This window comes from Streptomyces sp. NPDC085927, from assembly GCF_044540975.1.
GTDB lineage: Bacteria > Actinomycetota > Actinomycetes > Streptomycetales > Streptomycetaceae > Streptomyces > Streptomyces hirsutus.
On record NZ_JBITSN010000004.1, the window covers coordinates 252293 to 273726 of the forward strand.

Sequence of the window (21434 nt, forward strand, 5' to 3'; positions counted from 1 at the left end):
TCAGGGCCGTACGGGCCCGGGGCCCCCACGACCGCGCCCGGCGCGGCCGTGGGGGCCTTCGTCCGTTCCGGAACGGGGCCGCCCCGGCTGTCCCGGGGTGAGCGACGCCTGCACCGGCAGATGGTCGCTCGGGAACCGGCCTCCCGGGGCGTAGGTGTTGACCGAAGCGCGGTGCACCGTGACGTCGGGCGTGGCCAGAACCCAGTCGATACGGGCACCGCCCGGCACCAGCGGCCCGTACCCGTGGAACGTCCCGTACGCCTCGCCCCGCTCGGCCGCCGCGTCCCAGGTGTCGACGAGACCGGCGCCCAGCACCGTGTCGTACACCGGGTTCCCGTGGGCGGCGACGTTGAAGTCCCCCGTCACGATCACGGGCAGGGAGCGGGCCAGCCCGGTGACGCGCTCGGCCACCAGGGCCGCGGCCCGCTCGCGCGCGTACTGGCTCGCGTTGTCCAGGTGGGTGTTGAGCACGTAGAACTCCCGGTCACCGGCGTGCAGATCGCGGAAGCGGACCCAGGTGACCATGCGGATGTGGGCGTTGCCCCAGGTGTTCGAGGCGATCAGGTACGGCGTGTCGGAGAGCCAGAAGTGGTCGTACTCCAAGGGAGCGAGCCGGCGGGTGTCGTAGAGAACCGCCATGAACTCGTCGCGGCTGCCGCCCGCCCGGCCGGTGCCGATCCAGTCGTAGGACGGTCCCAGGTCCGCCTCGATGTCGCGCAGCTGCTGGTGGAGGCCCTCCTGGGTACCGATGACGTGCGGCTGCCCGCGGCGCAGCAGCCGGCGCATCACGGGTCTGCGGGCGGCCCAGCTGTGGGGCTCCGCGGTACCGGCGAAGCGCAGGTTGAACGACATGACCTCGAGCGGCCCGCCCTGGCCTTCCTGGCGTTCCCGGTCTTCCTCGGCCGAGGCGGGCCCGGGAGGCAGCGCTGTACTGGAGAGCGGAAGGGCGACGGAGGCGGCGAGCGCGGTCTTCAGGCCCAGGCGGCGCGTGACTCGGCTGTGGTTCGGCACAGGAGCTCCTTCGCTGGTGCTGCGCGGCGGTGTCGGGGAGAGGCGGGCGTACGTCGGTGTGCGGGCGGGGCGGGGTGGTGCGGTGCCGGGCGGTGCGCGGTCCCGTGTCAGACGGTGTCAGATGGATGTGAACACGCCGAGAGGGCGGAGGGAATCGGGATGCGGGAGAGGCGTGAAGCGGTGTTGACCGGCGCGAAGGCCGCCCGATAACTTCATTCAACAGATTGTTGATTTCGCATCGCGGAAAGTGCGGGTCGTGCGTGCCCCGGGTGCATGAAGGATCTGGAGGGCGTGGATGAGCCAGGGCCGGCAGGAGCGGGTGGCCACGAGTATCGCGGGTGCCGTCGGCGCGGAGATCGGCGCCTTCCTGGCGCCGGTCGACGCCGAGCTGGAGCGCCGCTACCCCGGGGACCCCGGCACCCGTCAGCCCGTCCACACCGTCTACGTCCCCGGCGACGCCTTCACCGCCGGCACCCTCCGCTCCTGGGGCGACCAGGCCCTGGCCGCCCTCGACGAACACGCTCCGGACGCCGCCTCGTTCGCCTCCGCCGTCGGAATGGACCCCGCTCTGGCCGAGGCGGTCCACGACCGCGTCCGCGCCAAGCTGGAGCGCGAACCCGTGGAGGACCTGCGCGTCGACTTCGAGGACGGGTACGGCAACCGCCCCGACGCCGAGGAGGACGAGGCCGCCGCCCGCGCCGCGCGGCTGATCGCCGAGGCGCACCGGGACGGCACGGCGGCCCCGTACGCGGGCATCCGGATGAAGTGCATGGAGGCCGCGGTGCGCGACCGGGGCATCCGCACCCTCGACATCTTCCTCACCGGCCTGGCCGAGGCCGGCCCGCTGCCCGGAGGGCTGGTGCTGACGCTGCCCAAGGTCACCTGTCCCGAGCAGGTCACCGCCATGGTGCGGCTCCTCGAGGCATTCGAGGGGGCGCGCGGGCTGGAAGCCGGCCGGCTCGGCTTCGAGATCCAGATCGAGACCAGCCAGGCCGTTCTCGCCGCCGACGGCACCGCCACCGTCGCCCGGATGATCCAGGCCGCCGAAGGGCGTGCCACAGGGCTGCACTACGGCACCTTCGACTACAGCGCCTGCCTCGGCATCTCCGCCGCGTACCAGGCCAGTGACCACCCGGCCGCCGACCATGCCAAGGCCGTCATGCAGGTCGCCGCCGCGGGCACCGGCGTACGCGTCTCGGACGGCTCCACCAACGTCCTGCCCGTCGGCCCGACCGCACAGGTCCACGCCGCCTGGCGGCTGCACCACGGCCTCACCCGCCGGGCCCTGGCCCGCGCCTACTACCAGGGCTGGGACATGCACCCCGGCCATCTGCCCACCCGCTACGCGGCCGTCTTCGCCTTCTACCGCGAGAGTTTCGAACGCACCGCCGCCCGGCTCGCCCGGTACGCCGCCCGGACCGCCGGTGACGTCATGGACGAGCCCGCCACCGCCAAGGCCCTCGCCGGCCACCTGCTGCGCGGCCTGGACTGCGGCGCCCTGGACCACGCCGAGGTGGTGCGGGCGACCGGTCTCGCCCGCGCCGACCTGGAGGGTTTCGCATTCCCGCACCGCGGTGACCCGACGGCCTCCGCACCGTAGCCCTCGCCTCTGCGCGACAGCCGTGCGGGAGCCGCGTTCCGCAACGCTCCATGGTGAGCGGCGCGTTCGCGTCGTCTACGTGAGGGGCGGCGGCAGCGACGGGCCGGTGCCCGGACTTTCCGTCCGCCGGGACCGTACGTGCCGCTCCAGACCCGACGCCGTCACCAGACGCTCCTCGGCGAGCACCCGTGTGCCCCGCGCGCAGAGCGCCGGGTCGGCGCGGGCCCGCGCACTGAACTGGTCGGCGGAGACGCCGAACATTTCCCGCAACGCCCTTGAATGCAACAGGAGTTCGGTGAGCAGGGGACGCTGGCCGGGGTGGCCGCGCGGGGCCCGGGTGCCGTCGTGGAGGACGCCGTGCCGGTTGACGTACGCATGGGCACCGGGGAGCGCGGTACCGTCGGGGAGCTCGATGCGGACGTCGGCCGGGGGCAGCCGGACGCGGTCGTAGTTGCCGTCCGGCAGAGGGACGCCCTCGCTCGCGTCGATCACCGCGAGCTGCTCGGCGTCGAGCCAGATGACGAACAACTCCCGTACCGCCCCCGGGGCCTCGACCGGTGACGCGGACACATACCCCATGCGGCTCACATGCGCCGAGACCCCCACGTCGACACCGGTCACCCGGGTCCGCACCATGGGGATGGGCGAGGAGATCCCGAACTGGTCCATCTTGTACCGCAGCTGGCCGGGGGAGGCGTTGGACCCGACGGCCAGGACGGGCACCCGGTCCTCGTGGACCAGGCGGTCCAGCGGCCGCAGCCGGTCCCCGTCCAGCAGCCCCGACTCCCGCGGCCACGCACCCGGGTACCGCAACGGGTGCTCGCGCGGCGCCTCGGCCAGACCCAGCGCCCGCAGCGTACGGTCCGCGTCCGGTGTGCGGTGTGCGCGGTCGCTCGAGCCCCGGGGGCGGTCATCCGAGCGGCGTGCGCCGACCTTTCGGATCCTCGCGGACACGGGTGCTCAGTCCGCCGGGGGCAGCTCGCCCGAGCCGCGGGTGATCAGCTTGGTCGGCAGTTCGATCCGCTCGGGGGCGAGCAGGGTGCCGTCCAGCTGCCGGAAGAGGCGTTCGGCGGCGGTCCGGCCGAGGGCCGCGGAGTCCTGGGCGACGACCGTGAGCCCCGGGCGGAGCAGATCGGCGAGCTCGATGTCGTCGAAGCCCACGAGCGCGACAGGACGGGACCGCTCGCTCAGGACCCGGATCACGGTGACCGTCACCCGGTTGTTGCCCGTGAAGACAGCCGTGACCGGATCCGGGCGGGACAGCATCTCCTCGGTGGCCCGGCGCACCCGCTCGGGGTCGGTGACCCCCAGGGACATCCAGGCGTCCTCCACCGGTATGCCCGCGTCCTCCATGGCGGCGCGGTAGCCGCGCAGCCGCTCGGACGCGGTGTGGATGCCGGGCATGTCACCGATGAAACCGATCCTGCGGTGCCCGTGGGCGATGAGGTGGGCCACGCCGTCACGGGCGCCGCCGTAGTTGTCCGACACGACGACGTCGGCCTCTATCCGGCCTGCCGGCCGGTCCACGAAGACCGTGGCGACGCCCGCCCTGAGCTCCGGCTCGAGATAACGGTGGTCGTCACCTGCCGGAATCACCACCAGACCGTCCACCCGGCGGGCGCACAGGGCCAGCACCAGTTCCTGCTCGCGGTCGGCGTCCTCCGCGCTGGAACCGTTGATCAGCAGCGCGCCGTGTGCGCGGGCGACCTCCTCGACCGCCCGGCTCAGCGGACCGTAGAACGGGTCCGCGAGATCCTCCAGCACCAGGCCCACACTGGCGGTACGGCCCTTGCGCAGCACCCGCGCGCTGTCGTTGCGGCGGAAACCGAGGGCCTCGATGGACTCCTGCACCCGGCGCTCCGTCTCCGGCGTGACCCCGGGTTCGCCGTTGACCACCCGCGAGACCGTCTTCAGGCCGACTCCGGCACGGGCCGCCACGTCCTTCATGGTCGGGCGGTTGCCGTAACGGGACCCTGAGAGGCGGTGGGTGCGGCGGGGTGTCTCCGGCACGGTGCGGTGTCCTGTCTGTCGACCACGGGCTGCGTGGATCCATGGGGTTGTATGAGGATGTGGCGTCGAGCATAGAGCCTGGACAACGTTGTCAGGCTCAGGGACACTGTCCACCGCGCATCCCGGCCCGCGAGTGATCGCTGCACCCGGGGTGCGACTCGCCCCGTGTGTCGCTTCATGGCCGCACACGGGCTGTTTCAGCGCCTTTCTCATGGTTGACGGGGAGAACCGAGACTGATGCACACCGACCTCGTGGCAGCGCTCGACATCGGCGGCACCAAGATCGCCGGTGCGCTGGTGGACGGGCAGGGCCGGATACTGGTCCGTGCCCAGCGGCCGACGCCGGCCGAGGCGGACGGCGACACCGTGATGCGGTCGGTCGAGGCGGTGCTGGGCGAACTCACCGCGTCCCCGCTGTGGGGGCGCGCGAGCGCTGTCGGCATCGGCAGCGCGGGCCCCGTGGACGCCTCCGCGGGCACGGTGAGTCCGGTGAACGTACCCGGCTGGCGTGACTATCCGCTGGTCGCCGGGGTCCGGGCGGCGACCGGTGGACTGCCCGTGGAGCTGATCGGCGACGGTGTGGCGATCACGGCGGCCGAACACTGGCAGGGCGCCGCCCGCGGCCACGACAACGCGCTGTGCATGGTCGTCTCGACCGGGGTCGGCGGCGGACTCGTGCTGGGGGGCCGGCTGCACCCCGGGCCGACCGGCAACACGGGGCACATCGGCCACATCAGCGTGGACCTCGACGGCGACCCGTGCCCGTGCGGCTCGCGCGGCTGCGTGGAGCGCATCGCGAGCGGGCCCAACATCGCCCGCCGGGCCCTGGCGAACGGCTGGCTCCCCGGACCGGACGGCGACACCTCCGCCGCCGCGGTGGCCACCGCCGCCCGTGCCGGGGACCCGGTGGCCGTGGCGTCGTTCGCGCGGGCCGCGCGGGCGCTGGCCGCCGGAATCGCGGCCACCGCGACGCTCGTCGAGATCGACATCGCCGTGGTCGGCGGAGGGGTGGGCAAGGCGGGCGAGGTCCTCTTCGCCCCCCTGCGCCAGGCCCTGACCGAGTACGCGACGCTGTCGTTCGTCCGGCGTCTCGTGGTGACGCCGGCGCGGATGGGCACCGACGCCGGGCTGGTGGGCGCCGCGGCGGCGGCCCTGACACTGCGGACGGATCCGGCCGCGGCGGGCGTCTGACCGCGGCCGGGGCACGGATGCCCGCAGGAGCGCTCGCACTCGTCGTACAGGTTCGTGCGTGTCCGTACCTGTCCGTGCGTGACCCCGGGGCGGCTTCGGCCGTTGAGCCCGGCATGAAGAAGCGCAGCATGCTCGCCATCGCCTCCCTGGCCACCGGTTTCGTCGTCGCGGCGGTCACTCCGTCGCACGCGCTCGGTGAGGGCCTCGAGGGCCTCCCCGTCGGTGACGCCCTCAGCACCCTCGACCACACCGTCACCGACGACGGCCCGGCCGACGCGGCCGACGGCGACCGGAAGGCCAAGGGCTGACAGGCCCCGCAAAACCGCCCGACGGCGCCGGTGCTCCTCCCGGGAGGAGCACCGGCGCCGTCGGTGTGCGTTCTCAACTGGGGCTGGTTTCCGTGGCAGGGTGGAGCGGGCAAGCCACAGGGGGCCCAACAGAAGAGGGGGAACCGTGATCGTCTGGATCAACGGTGCGTTCGGTGCGGGGAAGACCACGACCGCACGGGAACTGATCGAACTGATCCCGAACAGCGCGCTCTTCGACCCCGAGGTCATCGGCGGGGCGCTCAGTCATCTGCTTCCGCCCAAACGCCTGGCCGAGGTCGGCGACTTCCAGGACCTTCCCATCTGGCGCCGGCTCGTGATCGACACGGCGGCGGCGATGCTCGCCGAACTCGGCGGGACCCTGGTCGTTCCCATGACCCTGCTGAGACAGGACTACCGCGACGAGATCTTCGGCGGCCTCGCGGCCCGCCGCATTCCGGTCCGGCATGTCCTCCTCGCTCCGGCGGAAACGATCCTGCGTGAGCGAATAGCGGGGCGGGAGGTTCCGCCGGACCTCCCGGACGGCGAGATACGGATCCGGCAGTGGTCCTACGACCACATCGAACCGTACAAAACCGCCCTGGCCTCCTGGCTCACCGCCGACGCCTATCCGGTCGGCACCGCCTCGCTGAGCCCGTACGACACCGCCGTCCGGATCGCCGAGGCGGTCGGCAGCGGCGAGGCACCCGCCTGCGACATCGTGCAGACGCCCGAGCCGACGGCCGAGACCGTCGCCGCCGGTGTCCTCCTCTTCGACGAGCGGGACAGGGTGCTGCTCGTCGATCCGACCTACAAGCCGGGCTGGGAATTCCCCGGCGGGGTCGTCGAACCCGGTGAGGCGCCCGCGCGCGCGGGCATGCGCGAAGTCGCGGAGGAGACCGGCATCCGCCTCGACGAGGCGCCGTCCCTGCTCGTCGTCGACTGGGAACCGCCCGCGCCGCCCGCCTACGGCGGCCTGCGCCTGCTCTTCGACGGCGGCCGTCTCCACGCCGCCGACGCCGCGCGGCTGCTGCTGCCCGGCCCCGAACTCCGCGACTGGCGCTTCGTCTCCGAAACGGAGGCCGCCGGCATGCTGCCCCCGGTGCGCTACGAACGGCTCCGCCGCGCCCTGCGGGCACGGGAACGCGGGAAGGCGATGTATCTGGAAGCGGGGGTGCCGGTCGGCTGACGCCCGGAACCCGGCCGGACCTCGCGCGGCCTGTTCGCGGTGCGAGGCCCGGCCCGGTGGGCGGTCTCCCGGCCGGGCCTCGCACCGCAGCCGTGCCGTGCGGGCGGGATCAGTCCGTGGACTCGGCCGCGGACGCGTAATTGCGCAGGAACAGCGCCTCCGTGACCGACAGCCGCTCCAGTTCGTCGGGTGAGACGCTCTCGTTCACCGCGTGGATCTGCGCCTCCGGCTCGCTCAGGCCGATGAGCAGGATCTCCGCCTGCGGGTAGAGGGCCGCGAGGGTGTTGCACAGCGGGATGGATCCGCCCTGCCCCGCGTAACTCATCTCCTGGCCCGGGTACGCGACCGCCATCGCGTCGGCCATGGCCCGGTAGGCCGGGCTGGTGGTGTCGGCGCGGAACGCCTGCCCCTGTCCGATGTGCTCGGTGCTCACCCGCGCGCCCCACGGCGTGTGCGTCTCCAGGTGCGCCCGGAGCAGCTCGGTGGCCTCGGCCGCGTCGACACCCGGCGGCACGCGCAGGCTGATCAGCGCGCGGGCACTCGCCTGCACGGACGGGGTCGCGCCGACGACCGGCGGGCAGTCGATGCCGAGGACGGTGACGGCCGGGCGGGCCCAGATGCGGTCGGCGATCGTGCCGGAGCCGATCAGCTCCACGCCGTCGAGGACCTTGGCGTCCTTGCGGAACTGCCCGTCGTCGTACTGCAGCCCGTCCCAGGCGCTGTCGCCGGCCAGCCCGTCGACGGTGGTGCTGCCGTCCTCGGCGCGCAGCGAGTCCAGGACACGGACCAGGGCGGCCAGGGCGTCGGGCGCGGCGCCGCCGAACTGGCCGGAGTGCAGGTTGCCTTCGAGGGTGTCGACACGCAGCCGTACCAGCGTCATACCGCGGAGGGTGGAGGTCACCGTCGGCAGACCGGCGCGGAAATTGCCGCTGTCGCCGATGACGATGGTGTCGGCGGCCAGCAGTTCGGGGTGCTGCTCGGCGTACCGCTCCAGGCCGCCGGTGCCCTGTTCCTCCGAACCCTCGGCGATCACCTTGACGTTGACCGGAACACCGCCGTCGGCCTTGAGCGCGCGCAGCGCCAGCAGGTGCATGATCACACCGCCCTTGCAGTCGGCGGCCCCGCGCCCGTACCAGCGGCCGTCCCGCTCGGTGAGCTCGAACGGCGGGGTGTCCCAGCCGGCCTCGTCCAGGGGCGGCTGCACGTCGTAGTGGGCGTACAGGAGCACCGTCCTGGCGCCCTCGGGGCCGGGAAGGAAGCCGTACACCGACTGGGTGCCGTCGGGGGTGTCGAGGAGGGCCACGTCCTGGAACCCCTCGGCCGTGAGCGCGTCCGCGACCCAGCGGGCGGCGCCTTCGCTCTCGCTGCGCGGGAACTGGGCGAAGTCCGCCACCGACTTGAAGGCCACCAGTTCGGCGAGCTCCTCCTTCGCCCTGGGCATCAGCGAGGCGACGGTCGCGGCGACCGGATTCGACGACATGGGCACGCTCCTTGTGGGTGCGACGTTGTACGTGTGCGTACGTTCGTGAGCGAGACGACCGTGGAGCACGGGTGAGATCCGGTGTACGGGGCACCCATGCCGCACGATCCTCCCACAGCGGCTTCGAGTGATCGTCGCCGTAGTATGCGGTGGACAGATGGGGTACCCCCTGCTCGAGTGAAGCCGAGAGCACGGGGGAGGCAGGCGGCTGGATCGGGAGCAGTAGACCATCGTGAGCAGCGAGAACTCTTCGGCGGACGACGCGCGGCAGGTATGGGACGTCGTCGTGGTGGGCGCGGGACCCGCGGGGGCGTCGGCCGCCTACGCGGCAGCGGTCGCGGGACGGCGCGTGCTGTTGCTGGAGAAGGCGGAGCTGCCCCGCTACAAGACGTGCGGGGGCGGCATCATCGGCCCGTCGCGGGACTCCCTGCCTCCCGGCTTCGAGCTTCCGCTGAAGGACCGGGTGCACGCGGTGACGTTCTCGGTCAACGGCCGCTTCACCCGTACCCGCCGGTCCCGGCAGATGCTGTTCGGACTGATCAACCGGCCCGAGTTCGACCACCAGCTGGTGGAGCACGCGCAGAAGGCCGGTGCCGAGGTACGCACCGGTGCCGCCGTGCAGCGGGTCGAGCAGCACGGCTCGGCGGTACCGGACCGCCGCACGGTCGCCCTCGTCCTGCAGGGCGGCGAGACCGTGCTCGCGCGGGCCGTGGTCGGCGCGGACGGCAGCGCCGGCCGCATAGGAGCACACGTCGGAGTCAAGGTGGACCAGGTCGACCTCGGCCTGGAGGCGGAGATCCCGGTACCGGACACCGTCGCCGAGGACTGGAAAGGGCGGGTCCTCATCGACTGGGGCCCGATGCCCGGCAGTTACGGCTGGGTCTTCCCCAAGGGAGACACGCTCACCGTCGGTGTGATCTCCCGGCGCGGTGAAGGCGCTGCGACCAAGCGGTACTTGGAGGACTTCATCGGGCGGCTCGGTCTCGCCGGCTTCGAACCGAGCATCTCCTCCGGCCACTTGACCCGGTGCCGGGCGGACGACTCTCCGCTGTCGCGCGGACGGGTGCTCGTGTGCGGGGACGCCGCCGGTCTCCTGGAACCGTGGACCCGCGAGGGTATCTCCTTCGCGCTGCGCTCGGGCCGGCTGGCGGGGGAGTGGGCGGTGCGCATCGCCGAGGCCCACGATGCCGTGGACACACGCCGGCAGGCGCTGAACTACGCCTTCGCGGTCAAGGCGGGGCTCGGTACCGAGATGAGCGTGGGCAAGCGGATGCTGGCCGCGTTCGAGCGGCGTCCCGGAGTGTTCCACGCCGTCCTCAGCGGCTTCCGTCCCGCCTGGAAGGCCTTCCGGGACATCACCCGCGGTTCGACGACGCTCGGCGAGCTGGTCCGTACCCATCCGCTGGCCCACCGCGCCATGATCGCGCTGGAGCGGCGTCCCTCGGGCGGTGGCTCCGGTGCCGCGGACAGGTCCGGTGCCGGGGACGGGACCGGAAGCGGGTCCGAGGCCGGGGGCGCGTCCGTCAGTTCGTGACCGTGATCCGGAAGACCGGGTGGTCGGGGGCGATGCGGCGCAGCTCCTCGTCGGAGGAGTCCGGGCCCACTCCGCCGAAGAAGACACCGACCTCCGCCTTCCAGCGCTTGAGGTAGGCACGCAGCAGCGGTGGCTTGTCGTCGTCGGCGACCTCGGTCGCGGTGAAGGATTCGACGTTCTTCCCGAGGTGCAGCTCGCCGCCGCCGGCCGCCCGCATGTTGTGCGTCCACTGGACGTGGCCCCGGGGTGCGACGAGGTACTGAGCGCCGTCCACGGTCATCAGATTGACCGGGGTGGTCCGCCACTGGCCGCTCTTGCGTCCGCGGACCGCAAGCACCCTGGACCCCCAGACGCTCAGTCCGCGGCGGGTCAGCCACGCCACGAGGCGGTTGACGACGTTGACGGTGAACCAGCCGGGCTTCTTGACGTGCGTGGACATGAGGACCCCAGGTGAGAACGAGTCGGGTCGCCGGAGTGGCGCGGCGAAGGAGACGCGGAACGGAGGAGAGCGCCGCTCCCTTCTGTGAGCGCTGCTCTCTGTTTGTTGACGCAAGTCTGCACGGCCTGGTTCCGTTGCGCAAGAGCGGTGCTCTCTTTTTTGTCCGCTGCTCTCATTTGTGTGCAGCGCTCTGATTTCATGGAAGACTGATTCCATGAGCACCGCACACGGCGCCCGTGCACGGGCCAGGATCGAAGTCACCGCGGCGATCAAGGAGGAGGCCCGCAGACAGCTCGCGGCGGAAGGCGCCGCCAAGCTCTCGCTGCGAGCCGTGGCCCGTGAACTCGGCATGGCGTCCTCCGCCCTGTACCGGTACTTCCCCAGCCGCGACGAGCTGCTGACCGCTCTCATCATCGACGCCTACGACTCCCTCGGCGAGGCCGCGGAAACGGCCCACGCCGAGGCCGCCCACACCCCGCCGGCCCGGCGCTGGACCGTGGTGTGCGAGAGCGCGCGTACCTGGGCGCTCGGGCACCCGCACGAGTACGCGCTGATCTACGGTTCGCCGGTCCCCGGCTACAAGGCGCCCGACACCACCGTGCCGGCCGCCTCCCGCCTGGCCTTCCTCGTCTTCGACATCCTGCGGGACGCACACCGCTGCTCCGCTCTGGCGCTGCCGCCCCTGTCGGCCGGCCTGCGGCCGGAGGCCGAGCGGATGGCCGCCGACCTCGCACCCGACCTCCCCCCGGAGGTGGTGGTGGCGATGGTGGCGGCCTGGGCCGAGCTGTTCGGACTGGTCGGGTTCGAACTGTTCGGACAGTTCCACCGGGTCGTGGAGGACCGCGAGAGGTTCTTCCGGCACGCGGTGGACCGCCTCGCCCGTTCGGTCGGCCTGCCGACGGCGCCCTGACCGCGGCCCTCTCACCCCCCACCGTTCCGCCACCCGTGCCGAAGCGTACTTCCGGGGGAGTACGCGTGATCACCTCGCCGGGGTGACGCCGCCCCCGGCATCAGGCGTCTAGCGTGACGGACATGGACGAGCAGCGCGGGCACGGCGGGCCGCCGGGCAGTCGGCGGCCCGGCCCTCCCGGCTGGTGGCGGTACGGCCCGCCCGGGAGGAGCCGCTGGGCCGACGAGGGCGACGGAACCGACGGGGCCGACGGGACCGAGGGGGACGGCGCCAGGAACCGGCATTCTTGGTGGCCCTGGCCCTCCACCCTGCTGCTCACCGCCTTCGTGCTGGCCGGCTCCACCTTCGCGGAGCACTCCCAGGAGGGCGAGCGCGTCGCCCTCGACCCCTTCGCACGCCTGTTGCTGTTCGCGGCCGGAGCGGTGCTGCTGTGGCGGCAGCGGCATCCGGTGCCGGTGGTGTTCGCCACCGTGGCCGCCGTGCTGCTCTATCTGGGAGCCGGCTACCCGTACGGGCCGGTGTTCCTGACCGTCGCCGTAGCCTGCTTCAGCGCCGTCGTCACCGGTCATCGCCGGGCGGCGTGGGCGGCGATGGGAACACTCTGGGCAGGGCACCTGCTGCTCGCCCATCTGTTCCACCGGTGGCTGCCGCCGGCCGGCGACGCGGCTGCCTCCTGGAGTGAGGAGATCGTGGTCGCCACCTGGGTGGTGGCCGTCGTGGCGGTGGCGGAACTGGCCAGGGCCCGCCGCGAGCAGTGGGCACGGGAACGCGCCGAACGCGCCCAGGCGGTACGGCGGCGCGCGGACGAGGAACGGCTCAGGATCGCCCGCGAACTGCACGACGTGCTCGCGCACAGCATCTCCGTCATCAACGTGCAGGCGGGCGTCGGACTCGCGCTCCTCGACAGCGACCCCGAGCAGGCGCGCACCGCGCTCACCACCATCAAGGACCAGAGCAAGGAGGCACTGGGGGAGGTACGCCAAGTGCTCGACACACTGCGTGCCCCCGGTGACGCGCCGCGCGCCCCGGCCCCCGGCCTGGACCGCCTGCCCGAGCTGGTGGAACAGGCGGCGGGCGCGGGCCTCGCCGTCACCGTCGAGGGGGAGCCGCCGAAGCTTCCGCCCGGCGCGGACCTGGCCGCCTTCCGGATCCTCCAGGAGGCCCTCACCAACGTAGTGCGGCACTCCGGGTCGCGGCACGCGCGCGTACACATCGACCAGGACGCGGGAAGGTTGTGTCTGCGTGTCGACGACGACGGACCCGCCACCGGTGCCGACGCGGGCGGCAGCGGCAACGGGCTCGCCGGGATGCGGGAGCGGGCCGCTGCCCTCGGTGGCACCATCGAGGCGGGCCCGCGTCCCGACGGCGGCTTCCGGGTGCTCGCCGTGCTGCCGCTCGACGCCGAGGAGGACCGGTGATCCGTGTAGTGCTCGCCGACGACCAGGCACTGGTCCGGGCAGGCTTCCGGGCTCTGCTGGACGCGCAGCAGGACATCGAGGTGACGGGAGAGGCGTCCGACGGAGCCGAAGCAGTGCGGTTGCTCCGCGAACTACGGCCCGACGTCGTGCTGATGGACATCCGCATGCCCGTGCTCGACGGGCTCGCCGCCACCCGCCGGATCACCGGGGACGCCGATCTGGCGGACGTGAAGGTGGTCATGCTCACCACCTTCGAGCTGGACGAATACGTTTTCGAGGCGATCCGCTCGGGCGCCTCGGGCTTTCTGGTGAAGGACACCGAACCGGACGAACTCCTGCGCGCGGTACGGGCGGTGGTTTCCGGCGACGCACTGCTCTCGCCGGGGGTGACCCGGCGCCTGATCGCCGAGTTCGCGGCCCGGTCCAAGGAACCGGCCGCCGCCGACACGCTGTCCGGCCTCACCGAGCGGGAACGGGAGGTGATGGCCCTGGTCGGCATCGGCCTGACCAACGAGGAGATCGCCCGACGTCTGGTCGTCAGCCCGCTCACCGCCAAGACCCACGTCAGCCGCACCATGGTCAAACTCGGTGCCCGCGACCGAGCGCAACTGGTCGTCCTGGCCTACGAGTCGGGTCTGGTCCGACCGGGCTGGCTCGGCTGACCCGCCGGCCGGAACCGCCTCAGCACACTGACCACCCGAACCAGGAAGAGGACCGGCGCAAGCGCCGCCCCGGCGCCGAACAGCAGTTCCTCGACGGCACCCGGGAGGGTGAAGAGCAGCGCCGGACCCGCCGCGGCACCGAAGACGACCGCAGCCGCGAACGCCGCGCTGCACAGCGCGTAACCGATCTCGACGGTGATCGCATCCCGCTCGGCCTGAGTCCGCCGCACCCGCAACCCCCCGCCCGAGTCACCCGCTTGACCTTTTGAAGTCAAACAGCCCGGGGCCGGAAGGGCAAGGAGCCCGAAGCGCGTACGTGGTCGGACGGTGCGCCTGCTACGGTGCGGCCATGGCGGCGAAGCAGGCCGAACAGGCGCTCGTGCAACAGTGGCGGGACATATTGGCCCTGCATGCCCGCACGCAGTGCGAACTCGACCGTGCACTGCACGAACACGGCCTGTGCGGCAGCGACTTCGAAGTCCTGGACATCCTCGCGGGCGCGGTGCGCGGCTGTTCCTACCGTGTCCAGGAGATCGCCGAGCGTGTCCACCTGAGCCAGAGCGCGCTGTCCCGGCTGATCGCCCGCCTGGAGCGGGAAGGGCTCGCCGAACGGGGCACGTGCGCGGAGGACCGGCGGGGCGTTCGGGTCTCGCTGACGGCGAAGGGGCGCGCGCTGCACGGCGAAGTGCTTCCCGTTCAGCGCGCGGTGCTCACCCGGATGCTCACGCGCCCCTGAGCGGGGTGCCTCGGGGCGGGAACCTAGACCACGGCGGACGCGTCCCGCCAGAGCGTGGCGAGAGCCGGGTCGCCCGATATCGCCGGCACCGGCAGTCGGTTCCACAACGCGAGATACAACTGCTCGGCCGGACCGGCCAGTTCGCATTCCGCTTCCCCGTCCTCGTCCCGCGTGGTCACGGGCGGCTCCGGGGACAGGCGTACGGTCCACACCGCGTCGGCATCGGTGGCCCGCACCCGCAGGACGCGTGGCACCTCGGTACGGATCCGGCTCCTGCGGCGTGCGTGGAAGCCGCGCAGCAGCTCGTCGATGCCGTCCACCGCGAAGTCCGTCGCGACCGGGGCCGGAGCACCGCCGCGCGCCGACTCCGCGTCGAACCGGTGCACCGCCGTCTCGTGCGCCTGGCGGCGGGACCAGAAGGCAAGAGCCGAGGGCGGTCCGGGCAGAAAGGTGAAGCACTCCACGTCGGGGGCCGCGCCCGACAGGGTGCCGACGAGCCCGTGGTGCCCTTCGCGGTACCAGGCCAGGAGCTCGGGGCCGTCCAGCTCGGGAGGGTCGCCCATGGGGCGGGGCGGGACATACCCGTCAGCGACGAAGGCGGCGGCCCACCGGTGCACCACCCCGGTGTGCCGGACCAGGTCGCGCACCCGCCACCCGGGGCAGGTCGGCACCTCGGCGTCCGGACCGGCCTTCTCGGCGGCTTCGGCCAGCAGCCGGCCCTCTTCGTCCAGGATCCCCACGAACCAGGAAACGTCCATGGGGAGGAGTCTGCCGCACGCCACCGGGCCGGTGGGGTGCATACCGGCAAGCCGCCTCCCGGTCGGGCCGGGGCCGCCTTGCGGGTCGCGCACCCGATCACCGTGGCCACCGCCGCGAGCGCCGCCACGCCGGTGAGGGCAGCCGGAAGGCTGAACCGGTCCGCCATGAACCCGACCGCCGGCGGACCGAGGAGCATGCCGCCGTACCCCAGGGCCCCCTCGCCGTAGGCGGTGCAGAGCGCGATCAGCCCGAAGACGGTCACCGGCGTGCGAGTACGGCCGTCCAGTCGGGGCGGGCCGCCCCGCGCGGTCGCCCCGCGTGAGCCGGCCCCGCGGCACCGGTCGTTACGCCCCCGGTCATGGCCCGGCGGTCACACCCGTTCATGGATCCGGCATGCTCCGCGTCAGCGAGGGCCCCGACCGCCCGCCCACTTCAGGAGCAGCAGCTCGCGCTCCTCCCGGCCCGGAGTGGCGGCGGTGCCATGGTCGCGGCGCCAGGTGAGGAGGTCGTCGAGGCCGGTGCCGCCGCCGTCCACGAGCCGCCGCAGGAGGGTGAGGGAGAGCTCGTACTCCGTAGGCCCGTAGATTCCGCCCGTGATGGCTGCGAAAGGGCTCGTCCCGACCGTTCCGTCGCCGGTCGTCACGCGGACGGTGAAGAAGGGCGGCTGCTCCGGGTCCTGGCCCAGCATGGCGCTCACCACGTCGAACGCGATGGAGGCGTGCCGCCGAACCGTCCGCCGGACGGTGACGTCGGCGACCTCGATCCCGTGGACCTCGCCCCAGCTCCAGAAGCCCGCCTGCTCGCGGCCCAGCAACTCGACGCCGTCCTTGGTGAGCCGTACCCCCGAGGTACTCCCCTCCGGTTCGGCCCCCACGTACACGGAGTCCTCGGTGATCCAGAACAGGCCGACCATGGCCATGCGCGCCTCCAGCGGCATCGTGCGGCGTCGAGAGGCGGCAGTCGATCCGCCTCTCCGGCGGTGACGATTCCCCCACGCCCTTCCGCTTCCCCAGACGCGGAGCGCTGTCAAAGGGTTCCGCGCCCAGGGACCGACCCGGTCCGTGCGGCGGCGGACGAGCCGTCGATACCGCCGTAGGGGTGGCTTCGTAACCCATGTGAACGCCTCGAATGGTGAGAGCCGGACATATGGCTGACGGTAAATCACGTCGGGGCCCGGTCAAGCGTGCTGACGCGGAGTCGGCAGCCGGGGTCACCGACGGAAGGACAATTCGGATGCGCTCTGCCCGCATGCTGCTCGCCACCGCGACGGCCACCGCGGCCCTCGCGGTCTCGGCGCCCACAGCCTTCGCCGCCACGGTGGGCGACTGGGATCACGACAAGTCTTCCTACAGCAAGGAGCACGACAAGGACAGCAGCCACGACAAGCCGCACGGCGGAATCCACACGGGTGGCGGTGCCCTGACCACTGGGGACGGGGACGACTGGAGCGGCAAGCACGACAAGGACGAGTCCAAGGACGAGTACGGAGACAAGGACGAGTCGAAGGACGAGTACAAGGACAAGGACGAGTACAAGGACAAGGACGAGTCCAAGGACGAGTACGGAGACAAGGACGAGTCCAAGGACGAGTACAAGGACAAGGACGAGTACAAGGACAAGGACGAGTCCAAGGACGAGTACGGAGACAAGGACGAGTCCAAGGACGAGGACAAGGACGAGGACAAGGACAAGGACTCGGAGCACGGCAAGCCCAGCGGCGGTGTGCACACCGGCGGCGGTGCCCTGACCACTGGGGACGGGGACGACTGGAGCGGCAAGCACGACAAGGACGAGTCCAAGGACGAGTACAAGGACAAGGACGAGTCGAAGGACGAGTACAAGGACGAGGACAAGGACAAGGACGAGTACGGAGACAAGGACGAGTCGAAGGACGAGGACAAGGACGAGGACAAGGACAAGGACAAGGACTCGGAGCACGGCAAGCCCAGCGGCGGTGTGCACACCGGCGGCGGCGCCCTGGCCGCTGTCAACGAGGACGGCTGGAGCGGCAAGCACGACAAGGAAGAGTCCAAGGACGAGTACAAGGGCGAGTACAAGGACGAGTCGAAGGACGAGTACAAGGACGAGTCCAAGGACGAGTACGGAGACAAGAAGGACTGGGAGCACGAGAAGCCGAGCGGCGGTGTGCACACCGGTGGTGGCGGGCTTTCCGACCCGAGTGTCTCCGGCGGCGGCCTGGCCGCGCTGGCCGTTCTCGGCGCCGGCGCCTACGCGCTGCGACGCAAGAAGGCGTCCGGAAGCGTGGCCTGATCCATGCCTGGCGTCATAGCAGCCGGGGCCGCCATGACACGCGTCGCGTGTCATGGCGGCCCTGCTCGCCCTTTCGCCTCCCGTGTGTTCGCTGCCGTGTCCGAATGAGGTGGTCCCCCAATGGCAGCCCGCCCCCCTTCCTCCGTCCACACAGAACCAGCCCCGGCGCGGCGGAGGCTGCGCGCCGTCATGACGGCAATCTTCTGGGGCACGGCAACCCTGGTGCTGGCGGTGAGCCTGCTCGGCGGCAGAGGAGATCCCCCTGCCGACGCCCTCGGCTCGCACGCTCCTCCCGCGACGTCCGCCACTGCCACTGCCACTGCCACTGCCCCCGCTTCCGCCTCCGCCACCAGTCCCGCGGCCAGTGGTTCCGCCGAGGCCCGGCCGGCCGGCAAGTATCTGCCGCGGTCCGCCCCGACCCGGTTGCGCATCCCCGACATCGACGTCGACGCGCCCTTCACCGATCTAGCCATCGCCGCTTCGGGCGAGCTCGAGGCACCGCCCCCGGACGACACCAACCTGGTCGGCTGGTTCGCCGACGGAGCGTCCCCGGGGGAGCACGGAACATCGATCATCGCCGGACACGTGGACACGAAGACCTCGGCCGCGGTGTTCGCCCGGCTCTCCGAACTCGAGAAGGGCGACCGCTTCGAGGTGAAGCGGGCCGACGGGAGCAAGGCGGAGTTCGTGGTCGACCATGCGGAGTCGTTCGCCAAGAAGGACTTCCCCGACGAGCGTGTCTACGCCGACAGGGACGACGCCCAGATCCGGCTGATCACCTGCGCCGGGGCCTACGACCGCAAGGCCAAGGACTACACAGAGAATCTGGTGGTCTTCGCCCACCTGGTCTGACCCGTACGGAACGGTCGGACCGATCCGTACGGAACGGTCCGACCGACTCGAATGGATCGCTGCCCGGAGGGGGACCAGGACACCCTTCCGGGCAGCGCGTTCATCAGGCCGCGGAGCAGACGGTCCCGTTGAGGGCGAACGCCGCCGGGCTGGGGTTGCCGTCCGTCGTGGTGGCGGTGAAACCGAGGGTGACGGAACCCGCCGCAGGGATCGACGCGGTGTAGGAGACCGAGGTGACACCGACCTCGGAACCGTTCTGAACAGGGGTGCCACCCCACATGTTGGTGATGCGCTGGGCACCGGGGAAGGTCCAGTTCAGGGTCCAGCCGTCGACCCCCGAGCTGCCGGTGTTGCGGATGACGACCTCGCCCTGGAAGCCTCCGGGCCACTGGTTCGTCACCCGGTAGGCGACCGCGCAGGAGTCCTGGCTCCCGCCGGGGGACGTGGTGACCGTCACCGTGCCGGAGCGCGGCGAGCGGTTGCCGGCCGCGTCCCGGGCGTACACGGCGAACGTGTAGGAGGTCTCGGGGGAGAGGCCGGTGAGGGCGGCGGAGGTGCTTGCGGTCGTGGTGGCGACCGTCTCCTCGCCGTTGCTGATCCGGACGACGTCGTAGCCCGTCACTCCGTTCTCGTCGGTGGCCGCCGCCCAGGAGAGCGTGGCCGACGACGAGGTCACCGAGGAGGCGACCGGCGTACTGGGGGAGGTCGGGGCCGTGGTGTCGCCGCCTGATCCGGACGAGTAGATCTCGGCCTCCTCGGAGGTCGCGGCGATGCCGTTGGCGCCGTTGAAGAGGCGCTGCCCCCAGCCGGTCAGCCGGTCCGGGTCGAAGTTCGTGACCATGTCCAGGTACTCGACCCCACCGCCGTTGCCGCTCCAGGACCAGCCGAGGTAGCCGAGGCCGAGCTGCTGGGTGACGGTCAGGATGGCGTCCTCGTCGGGGTTCCCGTCCGAGTGGTCGTGGCCGAACTCGCCGACCACGATCGGGAGCCGCGCGGAGACGAAGCGGCCCAGGTAGTCGCTGACCTCGGCGGCGGTGTCGAAGACGCCGTACATGTGGATGGAGAACACCGTGTTGGCGTCCGGGTCGGCGGCGAACACCGAGGCGGCGTTGTCACGCATGGTGAACGCCCAGTCCTGGCCCCAGTTGGGGGCGTCGACCATCAGCGTGTGGTCGAAGCCCGCGTTGCGCAGCTTCTGGACGGCGGCCTTGGTGTCGGCCGTCCAGTTCGCATAATTGGTGTTGCCGTAGGGCTCGTTGCCGATGTTGACGATGACATGGTCCTCCTGGCCCGTCAGCGCGCTCCGGACGCCGATCCAGTAGTCGGCGGCGCGGGAGAGGGTGACCGCTCCGCTCTGCTCGCCGTAACCGGTGGTGTCGTGCACCTCCAGGACACAGATCAGCCGGTTCTGCTTGCACTGCGCGACGACGTTCGCCACGTCGGCGGCGTTGTTGGCGGTCCACCGGTCGCCGCTGGAGAGGACCACGCGCACGGTGTTGGCGCCCTTGGCCTTGATGTGCGCGAGGGAACTGATCCGGTCCGCGTACCAGGTGTGGGCGTGGTTGACCCCGCGCATCACGAAGTCGTTCCCGGAGGCCTCCAGCAGCCGGCCGTTCTCGACACGGAAGCCGGTGGGTGCCGCGTGCGCCGGGGTGCCGAAGGCGAGCAGGGGGAGGAGGAGACCCAGGAGGGCGGCGATCAGACCGGCTGAGCGGGGGAGTGCGGTGGTGCGGGTGGAAGGCGGGGCGGGTGTGGGGGATCTCATGGCGGCTCCAGAGGGGCGATTCGGGTGATACGGGAGTGGGTCCCGGATCCGGTTCTGGTGCGTGTCCGTGCCGTGGTTCATGAGGGTGCGTTATTCGTGCGGCGGCGGTGCGGCGGCGGTGCGGCGGCTGTGCGGGGACCGCTGTGCGCGCGCCGTGGGTCAGAAGGTCGCCGTGGCCGTGCAGTCGACGGTTGCCGCCGGAGCCCCGGACGTTGCCGGGGTGCTCGCGATGAAGCCGAAGGAAGTGCTCGTGCCGGGAGCCAGGGCGCCGTTCCACCCCGCGTGGGTGACGGTCGCCGTGCCACCGTCGGCGGTGCCGAGCGTGCCGCCCCATACCTGGGTCAGCTGCGCGCCGTCGGCCGGTGCGACCGTCACGGTCCAGCCGGTGAGCGCGACGGTGGAGGTGTTCCGTACCGTCACCTCGGCCTGATAGCCGCCCTGCCAGGCCGAACCGGCCCGGAACGACGCGGTGCAGGTGGGGCCGTCGCCGGGATCGCCCGGATCACCGGGGCCGCCGGGATCACCTGGGACGCCCTGATCGAGAACGTCTGCCAGGGCCGGGTACCAGCGGGCGGCGATCTTCTCGTTGCCGGCGTCGCCCGGGTGCACGCCGTCGTAGGTGTCGGTGGCGGTGTCGAAGCCCGTCCACTGGTCCACCACGGTCACCGGGGAACGGGTGGTGCTCGTCTCCGCGGCCCACCCGGGAATCCGCGCGTTGAAGTCGACGACGCGCTGGGCGCAGCCGGTGCAGCCGGCGGGGTTCATCGGGATGATCCGGGCGACCAGGAGCCGCGTGTCCGGGTTGGCCGCCCGCATCTGAGTCACCAGCTTGGTGTAGGCGGCGAGGATGCGGTCGGGGGAGACGCTGCTCCAGACGTCGTTCGTACCGAAGTGCATGACAACGATGTCCGGACGAGTCGCCGCCAGCCGTCCGGGCAGCAGGCCCTGGTCGGCGAGGTGGGTCACCAGTTCGCCGCCGTGCCCCTCGTTGTCGCCGTCGTACGCCACGCCGCAGCCCTGGCCGGGCAGGGTGCCGACGAAGTCGATGTCCGTGTGGCCGGCGTCCAGCAACCGGTTCCACAGCAGGGCCCGCCAGCAGCCCGGTGAGCCGGTGATCGAGTCGCCCAGCGGCATGACGCGGACCGGGGTCGCGTCCGGCGCGGCGGCCGCGCGGGGCGCGAAGGGGGGAGTGAAAGTGAGGCCGAGCGGGAGGAGCAGAGCGGTCAGTACGAGTAGGGCCCGTAGGGGTAAGGGGTCGATGACGCGCATGGTGTTCCCTTCCCTGGACAAGGTGGGAGCGCT

21 protein-coding genes and 1 pseudogene are annotated in these 21434 nt (G+C 71.8%); 11 read left to right on the forward strand and 11 right to left on the reverse strand.

The features are described from left to right. Nucleotides 1-1011 (reverse strand): endonuclease/exonuclease/phosphatase family protein, encoded by a 1011-nt coding sequence (locus tag ACIF80_RS13045; RefSeq protein WP_399803175.1) that lies wholly within the window; start codon nt 1009-1011, stop codon nt 1-3. 295 nt (nt 1012-1306) lie between these two features. Here ACIF80_RS13045 and ACIF80_RS13050 point away from each other — a divergent pair, with 295 nt between their 5' ends. Beyond that, the gene (locus tag ACIF80_RS13050; RefSeq protein ID WP_399803177.1) at nt 1307-2611 is read left to right on the forward strand and encodes a DUF6986 family protein; all 1305 of its coding nucleotides are present in this window, start codon (nt 1307-1309) and stop codon (nt 2609-2611) included. A gap of 75 nt (nt 2612-2686) precedes the next feature. On the opposite strand, the gene ACIF80_RS13055 is transcribed toward ACIF80_RS13050, so the two are convergent. After that, entirely contained in the window at nt 2687-3466 is a 780-nt protein-coding gene (locus ACIF80_RS13055) for a hypothetical protein (protein ID WP_399803948.1), read from the reverse strand. 105 nt (nt 3467-3571) lie between these two features. Then, a complete protein-coding gene (locus tag ACIF80_RS13060; RefSeq protein ID WP_399803180.1) occupies nt 3572-4621 on the reverse strand; it encodes a LacI family DNA-binding transcriptional regulator in 1050 nt (349 codons plus the stop codon). A 237-nt stretch (nt 4622-4858) separates the two neighbouring features. Between ACIF80_RS13060 and ACIF80_RS13065 the strand changes: the two genes are divergently transcribed. The 3 genes from ACIF80_RS13065 (at nt 4859) to ACIF80_RS13075 (ending at nt 7306) form a co-directional block, all read left to right on the forward strand. Beyond that, nucleotides 4859-5812: an ROK family protein gene (locus ACIF80_RS13065; protein ID WP_399803183.1), complete on the forward strand. Its 954-nt coding sequence runs from the start codon at nt 4859-4861 to the stop codon at nt 5810-5812. A 113-nt stretch (nt 5813-5925) separates the two neighbouring features. Continuing rightward, nucleotides 5926-6120 (forward strand): hypothetical protein, encoded by a 195-nt coding sequence (locus ACIF80_RS13070; protein ID WP_399803186.1) that lies wholly within the window; start codon nt 5926-5928, stop codon nt 6118-6120. A 145-nt stretch (nt 6121-6265) separates the two neighbouring features. After that, complete coding sequence (locus ACIF80_RS13075; RefSeq protein WP_399803188.1) at nt 6266-7306, forward strand: NUDIX domain-containing protein; 1041 nt, start codon at nt 6266-6268, stop codon at nt 7304-7306. Between the two features lie 109 nt (nt 7307-7415). Here ACIF80_RS13075 and ACIF80_RS13080 read toward each other — a convergent pair whose 3' ends face one another. Further along, nucleotides 7416-8786, reverse strand: a complete 1371-nt coding sequence (locus ACIF80_RS13080; RefSeq protein ID WP_399803190.1) for a dipeptidase — start codon at nt 8784-8786, stop codon at nt 7416-7418. 232 nt (nt 8787-9018) lie between these two features. On the opposite strand from ACIF80_RS13080, the gene ACIF80_RS13085 reads away from it, so the two are divergent. After that, complete coding sequence (locus ACIF80_RS13085; protein ID WP_399803193.1) at nt 9019-10320, forward strand: geranylgeranyl reductase family protein; 1302 nt, start codon at nt 9019-9021, stop codon at nt 10318-10320. Here ACIF80_RS13085 and ACIF80_RS13090 read toward each other — a convergent pair. Further along, nucleotides 10310-10759, reverse strand: a complete 450-nt coding sequence (locus tag ACIF80_RS13090) for a nitroreductase family deazaflavin-dependent oxidoreductase (RefSeq protein ID WP_399803196.1) — start codon at nt 10757-10759, stop codon at nt 10310-10312. The genes ACIF80_RS13085 and ACIF80_RS13090 overlap by 11 nt on opposite strands. A gap of 214 nt (nt 10760-10973) precedes the next feature. Here ACIF80_RS13090 and ACIF80_RS13095 point away from each other — a divergent pair, with 214 nt between their 5' ends. From ACIF80_RS13095 to ACIF80_RS13105, 3 genes are all read left to right on the forward strand, one after another. After that, entirely contained in the window at nt 10974-11669 is a 696-nt protein-coding gene (locus tag ACIF80_RS13095; RefSeq protein WP_399803199.1) for a TetR/AcrR family transcriptional regulator, read from the forward strand. A gap of 122 nt (nt 11670-11791) precedes the next feature. After that, nucleotides 11792-13087: a sensor histidine kinase gene (locus ACIF80_RS13100; RefSeq protein ID WP_399803202.1), complete on the forward strand. Its 1296-nt coding sequence runs from the start codon at nt 11792-11794 to the stop codon at nt 13085-13087. Continuing rightward, nucleotides 13084-13749: a response regulator gene (locus ACIF80_RS13105; RefSeq protein WP_399803204.1), complete on the forward strand. Its 666-nt coding sequence runs from the start codon at nt 13084-13086 to the stop codon at nt 13747-13749. Before ACIF80_RS13100 ends, ACIF80_RS13105 begins: the two co-directional genes overlap by 4 nt. On the opposite strand, the gene ACIF80_RS13110 is transcribed toward ACIF80_RS13105, so the two are convergent. Then, the gene (locus ACIF80_RS13110; protein ID WP_399803207.1) at nt 13710-13985 is read right to left on the reverse strand and encodes a DUF6332 family protein; all 276 of its coding nucleotides are present in this window, start codon (nt 13983-13985) and stop codon (nt 13710-13712) included. The genes ACIF80_RS13105 and ACIF80_RS13110 overlap by 40 nt on opposite strands. Nucleotides 13986-14098: 113 nt before the next feature. Between ACIF80_RS13110 and ACIF80_RS13115 the strand changes: the two genes are divergently transcribed. Next, nucleotides 14099-14485 carry a MarR family winged helix-turn-helix transcriptional regulator gene (locus tag ACIF80_RS13115; protein ID WP_065002552.1) on the forward strand — a complete coding sequence of 129 codons (387 nt, stop codon included), beginning with the start codon at nt 14099-14101 and terminating at the stop codon, nt 14483-14485. Between the two features lie 23 nt (nt 14486-14508). On the opposite strand, the gene ACIF80_RS13120 is transcribed toward ACIF80_RS13115, so the two are convergent. The 3 genes and pseudogenes from ACIF80_RS13120 to ACIF80_RS13130 form a co-directional block, all read right to left on the reverse strand. Then, nucleotides 14509-15243: a maleylpyruvate isomerase family mycothiol-dependent enzyme gene (locus ACIF80_RS13120; protein WP_399803210.1), complete on the reverse strand. Its 735-nt coding sequence runs from the start codon at nt 15241-15243 to the stop codon at nt 14509-14511. Nucleotides 15244-15314: 71 nt separating this feature from the next. Continuing rightward, a pseudogene (locus ACIF80_RS13125) lies at nt 15315-15455 on the reverse strand (MFS transporter); the annotation flags it as partial. Between the two features lie 192 nt (nt 15456-15647). Further along, nucleotides 15648-16163, reverse strand: a complete 516-nt coding sequence (locus ACIF80_RS13130; RefSeq protein WP_399803213.1) for a hypothetical protein — start codon at nt 16161-16163, stop codon at nt 15648-15650. Nucleotides 16164-16477: 314 nt separating this feature from the next. Here ACIF80_RS13130 and ACIF80_RS13135 point away from each other — a divergent pair, with 314 nt between their 5' ends. Beyond that, complete coding sequence (locus ACIF80_RS13135; RefSeq protein WP_399803215.1) at nt 16478-17515, forward strand: hypothetical protein; 1038 nt, start codon at nt 16478-16480, stop codon at nt 17513-17515. A 120-nt stretch (nt 17516-17635) separates the two neighbouring features. Beyond that, on the forward strand, nt 17636-18367 hold the full coding sequence (locus ACIF80_RS13140; RefSeq protein WP_399803218.1) for a class F sortase: 732 nt from the start codon (nt 17636-17638) through the stop codon (nt 18365-18367). A 103-nt stretch (nt 18368-18470) separates the two neighbouring features. Here ACIF80_RS13140 and ACIF80_RS13145 read toward each other — a convergent pair whose 3' ends face one another. Both ACIF80_RS13145 and ACIF80_RS13150 read right to left on the reverse strand, forming a co-directional pair. Then, complete coding sequence (locus ACIF80_RS13145) at nt 18471-20132, reverse strand: cellulase family glycosylhydrolase (protein WP_399803221.1); 1662 nt, start codon at nt 20130-20132, stop codon at nt 18471-18473. 159 nt (nt 20133-20291) lie between these two features. Then, a complete protein-coding gene (locus tag ACIF80_RS13150; protein WP_399803223.1) occupies nt 20292-21401 on the reverse strand; it encodes a GDSL-type esterase/lipase family protein in 1110 nt (369 codons plus the stop codon). Nucleotides 21402-21434: the final 33 nt, after the last annotated feature.

Excerpts from the sequence above, each read along its gene's own strand:
- ACIF80_RS13050 (WP_399803177.1), top strand. The coding sequence starts at position 1,307 with ATGAGCCAGGGCCGGCAGGAGCGGGTGGCCACGAGTATCGCGGGTGCC.
- ACIF80_RS13065 (WP_399803183.1), top strand. The coding sequence starts at position 4,859 with ATGCACACCGACCTCGTGGCAGCGCTCGACATCGGCGGCACCAAGATC.
- ACIF80_RS13070 (WP_399803186.1), top strand. The coding sequence starts at position 5,926 with ATGAAGAAGCGCAGCATGCTCGCCATCGCCTCCCTGGCCACCGGTTTC.
- ACIF80_RS13080 (WP_399803190.1), bottom strand. The coding sequence starts at position 8,786 with ATGTCGTCGAATCCGGTCGCCGCGACCGTCGCCTCGCTGATGCCCAGG.
- ACIF80_RS13090 (WP_399803196.1), bottom strand. The coding sequence starts at position 10,759 with ATGTCCACGCACGTCAAGAAGCCCGGCTGGTTCACCGTCAACGTCGTC.
- ACIF80_RS13095 (WP_399803199.1), top strand. The coding sequence starts at position 10,974 with ATGAGCACCGCACACGGCGCCCGTGCACGGGCCAGGATCGAAGTCACC.
- ACIF80_RS13100 (WP_399803202.1), top strand. The coding sequence starts at position 11,792 with ATGGACGAGCAGCGCGGGCACGGCGGGCCGCCGGGCAGTCGGCGGCCC.
- ACIF80_RS13115 (WP_065002552.1), top strand. The coding sequence starts at position 14,099 with ATGGCGGCGAAGCAGGCCGAACAGGCGCTCGTGCAACAGTGGCGGGAC.
- ACIF80_RS13120 (WP_399803210.1), bottom strand. The coding sequence starts at position 15,243 with ATGGACGTTTCCTGGTTCGTGGGGATCCTGGACGAAGAGGGCCGGCTG.
- ACIF80_RS13130 (WP_399803213.1), bottom strand. The coding sequence starts at position 16,163 with ATGGCCATGGTCGGCCTGTTCTGGATCACCGAGGACTCCGTGTACGTG.
- ACIF80_RS13135 (WP_399803215.1), top strand. The coding sequence starts at position 16,478 with ATGCGCTCTGCCCGCATGCTGCTCGCCACCGCGACGGCCACCGCGGCC.
- ACIF80_RS13140 (WP_399803218.1), top strand. The coding sequence starts at position 17,636 with ATGGCAGCCCGCCCCCCTTCCTCCGTCCACACAGAACCAGCCCCGGCG.
- ACIF80_RS13145 (WP_399803221.1), bottom strand. The coding sequence starts at position 20,132 with ATGAGATCCCCCACACCCGCCCCGCCTTCCACCCGCACCACCGCACTC.
- ACIF80_RS13150 (WP_399803223.1), bottom strand. The coding sequence starts at position 21,401 with ATGCGCGTCATCGACCCCTTACCCCTACGGGCCCTACTCGTACTGACC.